Below are 11,642 nucleotides of genomic sequence, written 5' to 3'. Positions count from 1 at the left end.
GTCGAGGGCTTATCCTAAGTTCTTTTTCTTCGACTCACATTCGCATCCGGTTTTCAGGGAATACACCCGTGTCTAGTGGTAATGTCGCGGAGGTCACACCTGTTCCCATCCCGAACACAGAAGTTAAGCTCCGCAGAGCCGATGGTACTTGGACCGCAGGGTCCTGGGAGAGTAGGTCGCCGCTAGGCGTGATGAGACCCGATCTGAGAGATCGGGTCTTTTTCTATGTATGCGAAAAGAATGGCGAAGTAGAAAAGGTGCCGCGTTCGAAGTGGAGCGGAGAAGCGCCGGAGCGAAAGCGAAGGTCCGGTACTTGGCAACAGGGTCTTGGAAGAGTAGATCTTCGCTAGGCGTGATGAGAGTCGATCTGAGAGATCGAGTCTTTTTTTGTATGCAAAAAGGAAGTGGAAAAGGTGTCGCGTTCGAAGCGGAGAAACACCGGAGCGAAAACGAAGGCTTGGTACTTGGCAGCAGGGTTTTGGGAGAGCAGATCTTCGCTAGGCGTGATGAGAGTCGATCTGAGAGATCGGGTCTTTTTCTTTTTGTATGCAAAAAGGAAGTAGAGAAGGTGTCGCGTTCGAAGCGGAGAACCACCGGAGCGAAAACGAAGGCCTGGTACTTGGCAGCAGGGTCTTGAGAGAGTAGATCACATCTAGGCATGATGAGTATCCGATTCGATGAATCGGTAAGGGAGGAGCAAACTCGACGACAAGAGGCAGGCCTTTAATGCAAAGGTAGGAAAAGATGATGGTAGTTTGGCGAATGAAGAGTCTGCCGATGCAAGATAGTCTGGCAATAAAAGGGTGTCATTCGAACGAGAAAAGTGCGCGTTGCGAATCAAAAGCGAAACTAACATCGAAGCGGTTGTCGAGCTTAGCCAAACTGGCGATCAGAAAAAAACTGCGCCTTCAAATGGGGGAGCCCATAAGAAGTCGCAGTTCGATGAGTAGCCGATTAGGAATACTTGCGGATCAGGAGCAAGCTCCCAGCCATGAGGCAAAGCGCCAACCCGATCCACGGAATCATCGATGGTTCTTCTCCCGTTTGAGGGAGCGATCCACCACCTTGATTTGGACTGCCTGGTGGGTGTTTAATATCACCAGGCTTCGACGGTTTTTGTGGTTGCGTCGGTTTGTTCGGGTCTGTCGGCTGACCAGGTACGGACGGATTTTTCGAAACCAGACCAGCATCGATCGAAAGATTCGTTTCCTCTTCTCCCAATTTGATCAGGTCGGTCCAGCCTTCCGCATTCGGATTGGAATCCAATTGGGGGTCGCCACCCACTTTGGAAGTGGTGAGTACATACCCGTCAGGAGTGATAAATCTCAAGCGATACTCACCCTCTGGCAGGTCGGTAAACAGGTAGTGACCCGCTTTGAATGCGGCGCTTTCTGTCTTCGCCGTAGCGAGCAACTTACCAGCAGCGTCATACAGTTCGACTGTCACGCCGTTCAGGCCTTCTTCACCGATGTCTTGAATGCCGTTTGCATTCTTGTCAAGCCATACGAAGTCGCCGATCTTGCCGAGCGCTTTCGGCTCTTTGATTTCGATCAAACCTGCATCGACCGTCATGTTCTTCTCGCCGATTCCCAGCGAGATCAAGCCGGTATAGCCGGTTGACTGGTCAGCGTCAGAGTCCAGATCCAACGCTCCACCTTGATGAACCTCTGTGAACGTAAAGGAATCGGACGGAAGCAGGAATCGAACTTGATACTTGCCTGCATCGAGCTTATCAAATTGATAGTAGCCTGGTTTTCCGTCAAGATCGGCAGTCACACTCGTTCCGATTCGTTCGTTTTTGTCGTTGTACAGCTCGACGGTCACACCGTTGCGTCCCGTCTCATCAGCATCTTGCACACCGTTTTTGTTCGAGTCGATCCAAACGCGGTCGCCGATGCTGCCTTTCGGAAGTTCGGTCCAAGGTTCTTGGTAGACACCAGCATCGATCGTGTCGTTATGCTCGCCCGGTTGCAGGGTGATCAGATCTGTGCGTCCGGAAGCATTCACGTCAGAGTCGATCGATCGGTCAGCACCAACTTTTGATTTCGTAACCGGATACGGTAATACGAAACGCAGGGAATAGTCGCTCGCCTCCAGATCGTCGAACAGATAGTAGCCAGGTTTGCCGTTGTGGTCGGCGGTGACCGTTTGGCCGATCAGATTATTCTGTTTGTCGTACAGGAGTACCTTGATATTGTTCAAGCCCTTTTCGGTCGGATCTTGAATGCCGTTGCGATTCTCATCCAACCAGACAAAGTCTCCGATCGATCCTAAAGGCAATTTGATGAGACCCGCATCGATCGTCATATTCTCTTCGCCTTGAGCAAGCGTGATCTCATCAGAGTATCCGCTGATCGGATCAACGTTTGAGTCGAGGCTCGAATTTCCACCCTGATTCTTATCGGTAAACCCGTAAGCGGGCGAAGGCAGGGTGAACTTGACTTTGTATTTGCCAGGGCCAAGTTTGTCAAACAGGTAGTAGCCCGCATTGCCACCGTTTGTGCTGGTGGTTGTGGAGGACAACAGCTGAGCGGAGTCGTTGTAAAGTTCGACTTTCACTCCGTTTACGCCCTCTTCACCAGCATCTTGAATACCGTTTTCGTTCTTGTCGATCCAAACATAGTTGCCGAGAGCACCCTTCTTCAAAATCACACCAGCATCTACGGAGTGATTTTTCTCACCGTCCGCAAGTGTGATCACGCTCGTTTTTCCAGTTAGCGGATCGGCATTCGAATCTTTTTCGGGATCTGCTCCTTTTCCTGCTGCGGTCAACCCTTCATAAAGTGTTGGCGAAGGAGTGAAGACGACGCTGTAGTTTCCAGCATCGAGGTTCGGGAACAGATAGTAGCCAGGATTTCCAGTAAAATCGTTCCCGGTGAGCGTTTCGGACAGCTTGTTCCCGCCATCGTCATACAGCTCCACTTTGATTCCGTTTACGCCAGTCTCTGCGACATCTTGAATGCCATCTTCCTTTTGATCGACCCAGACGTAATTCCCGATTTCCGCTTTCGGACTGGCTTGAATCTTGATACCTACTTTGAGTGGTTCGGCTGGGAGAATAAACCCACCGCTCGTTTTGTTCATTTTGTAGCCGAACGAGTTCCAGGCAACTTCTCCGGTCGTCGGAGCGCCCACCGGGGCAACCATCGACCATTGAAGCGTCGTTTTATCGAGCGGGTCGATCACAAAATCGTCATCAAAATCGAACTTGACGGCCGTGACAGACGTCAAATCCTGCGGCGGTTCCAACGTCCAATCGCCAGTATCAACGCCGGTCGTCGGGTTCATCGTAATGCCCGCTTTGGTGGAGTAGTACACGGTCACGTAAGCTGGAACGATAACTTTCCCCGTGAGTAGCGGCCCCCATTGGCTACCTCTGCCTTGGGAGTTGATTACCGAAGAGTCTCCGATGCGTGGGAACTTATTGACGATGACCAGGTTTTTGGTCGGAACGTTCCCGACATTCAGAATATCCAGCTTGTAAGATGCGCTACCACCGGGCGTCGTCGTTCCGCTGTCCGGGTAATGGCTCCAATCGGTATCCAATTCGCCTTTTACCCACATGTCAGCTTGGAGCGAGACCTCTTCGATGATGCGTACAGTCACTTCTTGCTCGATCGAATACTCCGCCCCGTCTGGATGGCAGCCCGGACATTTTTTGTTGCTAAAACGGGTGTCATTCAGGTAATTCGGGGAGGTGATCAACAATTTGTTTTTCAGGTTTTTTTCCTGAACGCCAGGCTTGACTTTCGCGTCAAACTTGATGGTGACAACCTCACCGATGTTCAAGTTCGCCGGATTTGCGTCATCCCAAGACCAAGTCATCTTCGTTGTACCGTCAGGTTGCGGCACTGCAGAAAACTGCGGGTTTGACGTGATGCCAGCCGGCTTGGTGATCGTCCAGCTGCCAGGTGTGTACTCGAGATCGGCAGGCAAGATGTCGATGATCACCGGATTGACCAACTTATCACTGCTGTCTGCCGTGTTGGTCGCTTTAAGTGTATAAGTCATGCTTTCTGTCGGTTTGAGAGAAGTTTTGCTGCTCGACTTCTCAAGTTTGATCAACGGGCGGTTTCCAACAATATCAAAAGTGGAGTTGCTCGTTCTAGTCTTAGTGCTTCCGTTAAATTCGTAGCTAAGATCGACTACGTTCTTCACAGTTTCTGCGCGATCGTCAGGCACTGTGAAGCCAGCAGGAACCTTGTATGTCGTTTCAAAGTTGCTAGACTGGATAAAGTTGATCGGCAGATTGACAAAGCGGAAGCGAATGCCTTTGACTGTGACCGCACCTAAAGATGCGGCATTGAGTGTTTCCGAGGCAGCTGCACTCACAGATTTCCAATGCGTCCAATCTGCTTCGGCAGGATTTTCGACCAGCGTGTAATCGACATCGTAGGACAGGATGCCTGCAAATGTCGCCGTTCTCACGCTCTGAAACTCCAGCGCGATGTCTGTGCCGCTCTCCGTCTTGGTCGGAGTCATATCGACGATGGTGGCAGAGTTGAGCTGGACGTTCGCTCTATTTTCAAACGAGCCGATCTGAAACTTGACATTTTGCCCCGGTGAGATCTCCTTATTGTTCGTATTGGTCGATTTGGAAATCCCAGAGCCGTTATCGACAGGATCTGTTTCAAATCCGTGCTTGACCTCGTGGCTGATGGTCGTCTGAGATTTTCCGATCGGCGTGTAAGACGCTTCCGCTCGATTGGTGACCTCCGACTCGACGATCGAATTCGGGTAATGGACGATGACTGTCAAACGTGTGCTGTCTCTCCGATCATCGCCTAAGTTCCAGACTACTTTGTTGCCCACTGGATCGTAAACCCCGCCAAGACTGGCCGAAACAAAATCAGCACCGTCAGGCAAAATGTCGGTCACGATAAAGTTTTTACTGTCGAGTCTGCCGTACGTTGAAGCTGCGTTTTCTCGCAGCACGATCTCATATTCGACATCGGAGCCTTTAAACGGTTCGGGCAATGGGCGAATCTTCTTCTTTTCGATCACCCATTTTGCTTCTGCACTTACTGTGACTTCTACCTCGTTCGACTCCAGTGAGACAGGTGTACCATCGGCAGTCGCATGAAACGTGCAGGAAGCGGTGGCAGATGTACCGTCTGGTGTCACGTAGTTCTCAAACTTGCCTTTTACAAGCAGCTGACCGGTCGAGCCTGCTGGAAGAACGCCGCCTTTAAAGCTGAACGTCACTTCTTTTCGGCCGGGAAATTGCACGCTGTCGGTCACGGTACTCGTCGTCAAACTGCTGTCCGACTTGTTGGTATAGGTGACACCTGCTGGGAGCGTAAAAGTGATTTTCGGATCTGTGAAGTTTGACACGGTGCTCGAAGCGCTATAGTTGATGATATAGCTGAACTCTTCCCCAGCCTTGACCTCAGTGCTGCTGGCGCTGAAGGTCAGAACCAACCCCTCATCAATTCCGTCAGCGATCACCGCTTTGCCGGGAGCCAGCACTTGGACCAAGAGCATGAAGATCAACGTCCAAAGTGCAAATTGACTCCTCGTCTTCCGTTTCATAATCGTCCCTCCTTACTTGATTCCTGTACCAATGTGGCTTTGACAATTAACCGGTGGGTGGGATTACGAATCGGATGGCAAGTGATAAGCGTCAATTCTGTCTGGTCGGGATGGGAATCTAAGACGCTCAGATCATTCGGCTCCACCAAAAAGGAGCGTTCGACCGAATAGGTAAAAGCTCCGTTGCTAGATTCGATGACGATCTGGTCGCCAAGTTCCAATTCTCCCAAGCGGTTAAAATGTTTTCCCAGCTTTAGACTGCGGTGTCCCGCCAATACCAGATTGTTTGTCGACCCAGGAAAACTGTCTCCTCCCATAACGCCGATGCCGAGATCTAATGACTGGTCGGTCGCGCCTTTTAACAGCGGTTCGCGCAGATCGATTTTGTCCACAGTGATCGTTCCCATCATGGAAATACCGTCGATTTCTTTCCACACGAGAGCTGGACGTGCAGCGGTGTCTTGTGACTGTGTGACAGGTGCATCGCGCGCAACTTGATCGTTCCCTTCGGGCCAATCGGTTAACAATTCGTTCTGTTTTCGCTCTTGGACCCATTGATCGATACGCGGTAGCAGGATCAGCGTGATTCCGACCACCATCAGAATCCACAAGGAGATGTGAATGGTACGGTTGCGTGTCCATGCCAATCTCGGCAAGGGTTTACCTCCTTTCTTTCTCCATCTGTGCTTTTTTTCTATCGAGACAATTATACGAGACTCAACTGTACAAAATTTGAACATTCTGCTTCGAAAGGCTAGTTGCTCGCCTCAAATTAAGTTAATATTGTCTAGGTGAACTGCCGATGTGAAAGATAAGGTAATGGTTTTCCAAGATCGGGGGATCGAGGAGGAAGGGGCGACACGCCTAGAGAGGTGATGAAGATGAGAGTGATGTTGCTGGACGATGAAGGGCTGGCGCTGATGCAAATTCAGCGAATGCTTGAGGGATATAGGGAACTGACAGTTGTCGGCGCGTTTCAAGATCCAGGGCAAGCGATCGACCAAGCGGCCGCATTACAGCCGGATGTGGTGTTCCTCGATATTCATATGCCAGAGATCTCAGGTTTTCAAGCGGCGGAGATGTTGCAGGAGATCTGTCCCGACGCCGATATTGTGTTCATCACGGGGTATGACAAATATGCGTTGAAAGCTTTCGATCTGAATGCGGTCGATTATTTGCTAAAGCCTTTGCAACAGGCTCGTTTGGAGAAGACTGTGACGCGGCTGTTGCGGCGAGCGGTGACACATGTCCCCAAAGAGTCTCCCGCAGATGGCATGACCAGCATTCACTGCTTTCAGTCGATTCGATTTAAGCGGATTGGCATGGCGCCAGAAGTGCCGAAATGGCGAACGGCAAAGGCGCAGGAACTGTTCGCTTTCCTACTTCACCACCGCGGCAAAGTTGTGCGCAAAGGAACGCTGATGGAGCTGCTGTGGCCAGAGCTCGATGAGAAGAAGGCGATCACTCAGCTCTACACGGCGATTTATCAAATTCGCCAATGTCTGAACAAGATGGGGATCGATGTGACGATCCGCAATTCGAGCATTCAGGAAGGGTATGTCTTGGATGCGAGTCTTGTGCTGGTCGATACGGAGGAATGGGAGAGAGCGATCGAAAGGATTGAGAGCAGCTCTCAGACCGATCATCGCGAGCTCGATCAGATTTTGGCGCTATATGAAGGCGATTATTTGCAAGATCATGGGTACGTTTGGGCAGAAAATGAGCGGGAGCGTCTGCGGAGGATCTGGCTGCACCACGCACGTGAACTGGCGGGTAAATATGCGGCGGTAGAAAGCATGCAGGCGGTCGCGATCGATCTCTATGAGCGCATCCAGCATGTCGATCCGTACGATGTGGAAGATGGTCTGGTGCTATTGCGGCTGTACGATCTTTCCGGTCAGAGCGAGAAATTAAACAAGGCCTACGTTAGATTGTCAACACTCTATACGGAGGAGCTCGGCGTGGAAATGCCAGCTACGATCGTCACTTGGTTTCAGGAATGGAAAGAGAAGATGGCGACCAGTGATGAGTGAGCGTCAGATCCTGAGCGTTCGATCGCACAAGCTGCAGCAACAGGTCATGTTCCTTTTGGAAAATTCGGCCCCAATCTCTGCTCCGAACGTGAAATCTGAGTGTGAAATAGGACTTCTCGCAGCGAGGAGCGCGTAAAGCTGGCGAGCGATGCACCTGCGCATTTCGCGGATGAAAGGCATCGCTATCAGTATGTCCTGATTGCCGATCTCATATTGTAGAGCGGACGATAAAGGAGCTCCTCAAAACTGAGCGGACACACTTCAGCGCTGGGCGGTACAACTATATATGAGCGATTTATACGAAGGCCCGATCGAAAACAATCGGGCTTGTTTGTTTTGAACGAGAAGCCTAGAAAATGGGTGTCCATTTAGTAAGGAAACGATGGCGAAAAAGGGGCGAAAATCGGAGTGAGAGCTCGTGAGGAGTTTGGTTCGCACGACAATGCCTGAATTTGTTTTGAATTGTTCCTGAGCTGGAATTGTGCGGGAAGGTCGAACGTGATAAGATAACACTTGTCGCCGCGATGAGGCGTCTTTGAAAACGAAAGAATGCAGAGATATGTGCGGTGATCGCGCTACATCTTTTGATGTGGTGAGGAAAGTCCACGCTCGCCCAAGCTGAGATGCTTGGAGTTCGGATGCCTGCCCAAGACATAAGGCAGGGCAGCCTGTACAGGCTGACGGCGGAGGAAATGCGCTACGTTTGCTCGATGCAAATATGTGCGAGTACTCCTGAAAGTGCCACAGTGACGAAGCTTCTCGGAAACGAGAAGAGTGGAACGTTGGTAAACCCCATCTGCGAGAAACCCAAACTTTGGTCGGGGAACTGCTCGGCGGGAAATGAACCTAAGAGCGGATCGACATCAAGTCGATAGTCAAATGGTTGCCACTCATAGTGCGAGGCTTCATCAGCCGTTTGAAGCACGGAGGAACAGAACGTGGCTTACAACAGTCTCTGCTTTGCTCGTTTCAATGCGTTTGCCGATGTAGCTCAGTTGGTAGAGCAATCGATTCGTAATCGATAGGTAGCAGGTTCGACTCCTGTCATCGGCACCATCTGCTCATGGAGTGATCATCGACATCCGTTCACGGGTTCTGGTACAACATGGGATTTTCGTAAGCAAAAAGAGGTGCATGCCGCGAGCATGCACCTCTTTTTGTCTCATCGGAGTCCGGATCGCTTGGAAAAAGCGATCAAAATCGAGGACGAGCGTCACGAAGTCAGAAGAATCGTCATGGTGCGACTAGGTGAAGTGTCAGCATCATATATACAGACTGAGATCGAAAAGTGGATCAGGGAGCGATTTCCATTATTTACAGTGCGAATCGTAAACATATTGTAACGCTTTTCCTGAGCATTCCAGATAGAATCAACATAGACCGTAACATCGTTCGGTTCTCACTTTTTCAGAAGGGAAAGAGATAGCATGGTTCGCACCCTACATACAGTACAAATTCGATCAATGGAACATCGGAGCAGAATCGAAATGGAATCAAGATTGCACCTAGAGAAAGCGATGCGCAGAGGAGGTCTCAATCATGCCTAAACCTGTTCAAGGAAGCGGGCGTTACATGGCCGGGCTGGACGGGTTGCGGGCGTTGGCGGTGCTCGCTGTGATCGCCTATCACCTCGGTCTGAGCTGGGCGCCGGGCGGCTTTTTGGGTGTGAGTGTATTTTTTGTACTGTCTGGCTATCTCATCACAGATATACTGATCGCGCAGTGGAACGAAACGGGGCGTTTCGATCTAAAAGACTTTTGGCTACGGCGAGCTCGACGCTTGCTGCCAGCGATGTTGATCATGCTCGCCGCGATCATGCTTTGGGTTGCAATCTTTGACGCAACACCACGGCCTTCTATGCACGAAGAAGCGTTGATGTCTGTACTCTATGTAAACAATTGGTGGAATATCTATCACGAAGTCTCCTATTTTGAAAGTTTTGGTCCTCCATCTCCTTTGGGTCATTTCTGGTCGCTAGCAGTCGAGGAACAGTTCTATCTGCTGTGGCCGCTGCTGCTCTTGTTTGGACTTCGCTTTGTACCGCGGCCAGGTAGGTTGGCAGGTCTGATGCTGATCGGCGCAACAGCTTCCGCGCTTGCGATGGCAATCCTTTTTGTTCCAGGAAACGATCCCAGCAGAGTCTACTATGGAACAGATACAAGAGCTTTTGGTCTGCTGTTTGGCGCAGCGCTTGCGGTGGTGTGGCCGAGCAGGAAACTGACATCGAATGTTTCGACGCGTTCAAGAAGGATTTTAGATTTGTTGGGGGGAGCAGGGCTTCTCGTCGTCCTGCTGATGATTTGGAAGACGGACGAGTTCGGAGCGTTTCTGTACCAGGGAGGGTTTGTGCTGCTCTCACTGGCTACGCTGGTCGTCGTCGCTACTTTGGTCCACCCGGCAAGCAAGCTGAACAAATGGCTGGGCTGTAAGCCGCTTCGATGGATTGGGGTGCGGTCATATGGGATCTATCTGTGGCACTATCCGATCATCATCTTGACCACTCCGGCGGTGGATGCTGGTGAGGGTCACGCGTTGCGAGCTTTGCTGCAGGTGATAGCAAGTATCGGGGTAGCCGCGCTCTCCTGGCGCTATCTGGAGGAGCCGATTCGCCGCGGCGCCTTGGGGAACATGTGGAAGCGTGTGCAAAAGCGGCGCAGTGTGCGCGCGGTGGGAACCAAGTGGGTGGCTTGGGGAAGCGTCGTGCTCGTCGTGCTCATTTTTTGCGCCTTTCAATCGCTCCCAGAAACTACGATGACTTCCGGTTCGAGCGCCACCAGTTCACAAGCGACCAAAGTGGAGCAACTCGAACAGAAACTGGATGATGGCCAAATCAAGGATGGAAAAGCGGAGGATGGTCAAAAGGAGGACGGTAAGCAGGAAACCGGCGAGAAGAAGGATGGACAGAAGGAAAGCGGTCAAAGTGAGGGTGGAGGTGGAGATTCCGTGAAAGGAACGGGTACCGCCGATCCGAAGCCGCCTGGAAACTCGGCTGAACCGGAGAAAAAAGAGGAGACCGATCCTGCAAAAGGTGCAGAACGGATGCCTGAGCAGATCACGGCGATCGGCGATTCGATCCTTCTCGACGTTGAACCGTATCTGAAGGACATTTTTCCCAGCCATGTGATCGATGGCAAGATCGGCCGCCAGATGGCCGAAGCACAGGATGTGGTAAACCGGCTGTTAGCAGATGGCAAGCTGGGGGATTATGTGATCATCGAGCTCGGAACAAACGGGATGTTTCCGAAAAAAACGCTGGAGTCGATCTTGAGCTCGATCGGAAGTTCTCGCCACATCTTGTTGGTGAACACTCGCGTTCCTCGCAAGTGGGAAGAGACAGTCAATTCGACTTTAGCTGAAGTTGTCGCCGAACATCCAAACACCAAGCTGATCGATTGGCACAAAGCGAGCGCAGGCAAGGATGGATACTTCTCTGCGGACGGCGTCCATCTCACGCCGCAAGGGGCGCAGGCATTCGCCGCTCTCGTGGTGGATGCGATCAAGTCATCTCGCTGATTGATTGAGGAAGATCGACCTCTTGGAATCGTTTTGACCAGAGTGACCGCAATTGAATATAAATCTTTGGGAGTCATGCCTGTAAATTGCGGCATGACTCTTTTTGTTTGAGAGGTGATAGTTGGGGGGCTAGATGTTGGTTATACTTTATAAATTAATCAATATCGCTCGCGGTGACATCTACGCCAGTTTGTATCGGCAGCAGTTCCTCGGTCAGCAGACGGAACAAACGAAAGAGGGCGTGGAAGCTTGCCTCAGCTGATCGAGGTAGAAGTCCAGTTTTGTTTCGTACGCTGTGGCGTGATTCGTTGTGAATCGCTTCTGCGGATGATAAGCTGTTTCTTGTCGCCGCGAGACAAAGCAAGGCGATCACGCCTCAGTTTTGACTGCTGTAGGCATTGAAATTCTTGTCGATGAACTTCCGAAAATTAGCTGTTGCATTTTGTTTTCTACCATGCTATATTATCAATTGTCGCCGATGCGATTTTTCAAAAATCATTGATCCTTGAAAACTAAACGAGTGTTATGAAGAGAGATGCGAGTCAAGATACAAACTTTTATTGA

Annotated in this window: 5 protein-coding genes, 1 tRNA gene, 1 rRNA gene and 1 other RNA gene; 6 read left to right on the top strand and 2 right to left on the bottom strand. The window is 51.0% G+C overall.

Going from position 1 to position 11,642, the window contains the following annotated elements:
- Positions 1–71: 71 nt before the first annotated feature.
- Positions 72–188: ribosomal RNA gene (gene rrf / locus ACFSOY_RS19655) — 5S ribosomal RNA — on the top strand.
- 766 nt (positions 189–954) lie between these two features.
- Here rrf and ACFSOY_RS19650 read toward each other — a convergent pair.
- Together ACFSOY_RS19650 and ACFSOY_RS19645 are read right to left on the bottom strand one after the other, a co-directional pair.
- Positions 955–5,532 carry an SdrD B-like domain-containing protein gene (locus tag ACFSOY_RS19650; protein WP_386049568.1) on the bottom strand — a complete coding sequence of 1,526 codons (4,578 nt, stop codon included), beginning with the start codon at positions 5,530–5,532 and terminating at the stop codon, positions 955–957.
- Complete coding sequence (locus ACFSOY_RS19645; protein WP_386049567.1) at positions 5,529–6,188, bottom strand: class D sortase; 660 nt, start codon at positions 6,186–6,188, stop codon at positions 5,529–5,531. The genes ACFSOY_RS19650 and ACFSOY_RS19645 overlap by 4 nt, the downstream gene beginning before the upstream one ends.
- Before the next feature lie 225 nt (positions 6,189–6,413).
- Here ACFSOY_RS19645 and ACFSOY_RS19640 point away from each other — a divergent pair, with 225 nt between their 5' ends.
- The 5 genes from ACFSOY_RS19640 to ACFSOY_RS19620 all read left to right on the top strand — a co-directional run bounded on the left by ACFSOY_RS19640 (position 6,414) and on the right by ACFSOY_RS19620 (position 11,340).
- The gene (locus ACFSOY_RS19640; protein ID WP_386049566.1) at positions 6,414–7,565 is read left to right on the top strand and encodes a response regulator; all 1,152 of its coding nucleotides are present in this window, start codon (positions 6,414–6,416) and stop codon (positions 7,563–7,565) included.
- Positions 7,566–8,122: 557 nt separating this feature from the next.
- An RNA gene (gene rnpB / locus ACFSOY_RS19635) (RNase P RNA component class B) lies at positions 8,123–8,516 on the top strand.
- 29 nt (positions 8,517–8,545) lie between these two features.
- A tRNA-Thr gene (locus ACFSOY_RS19630) sits at positions 8,546–8,621 on the top strand.
- Between the two features lie 483 nt (positions 8,622–9,104).
- Positions 9,105–11,078 carry an acyltransferase family protein gene (locus tag ACFSOY_RS19625; protein ID WP_386049565.1) on the top strand — a complete coding sequence of 658 codons (1,974 nt, stop codon included), beginning with the start codon at positions 9,105–9,107 and terminating at the stop codon, positions 11,076–11,078.
- A 133-nt stretch (positions 11,079–11,211) separates the two neighbouring features.
- On the top strand, positions 11,212–11,340 hold the full coding sequence (locus ACFSOY_RS19620) for a hypothetical protein (protein ID WP_386049564.1): 129 nt from the start codon (positions 11,212–11,214) through the stop codon (positions 11,338–11,340).
- Positions 11,341–11,642 lie beyond the last annotated feature (302 nt).

The sequence above is a fragment of the Tumebacillus lipolyticus genome (assembly GCF_042682745.1).
GTDB lineage: Bacteria > Bacillota > Bacilli > Tumebacillales > Tumebacillaceae > Tumebacillus_A > Tumebacillus_A lipolyticus.
Note: the sequence above shows the minus strand (reverse complement) of the source record. Positions and strands in the feature narration are given on the sequence as shown.

Coding starts and splice junctions, on each gene's coding strand:
- ACFSOY_RS19650 (WP_386049568.1), bottom strand. CDS start 5,532: ATGAAACGGAAGACGAGGAGTCAATTTGCACTTTGGACGTTGATCTTC.
- ACFSOY_RS19640 (WP_386049566.1), top strand. CDS start 6,414: ATGAGAGTGATGTTGCTGGACGATGAAGGGCTGGCGCTGATGCAAATT.
- ACFSOY_RS19625 (WP_386049565.1), top strand. CDS start 9,105: ATGCCTAAACCTGTTCAAGGAAGCGGGCGTTACATGGCCGGGCTGGAC.
- ACFSOY_RS19620 (WP_386049564.1), top strand. CDS start 11,212: ATGTTGGTTATACTTTATAAATTAATCAATATCGCTCGCGGTGACATC.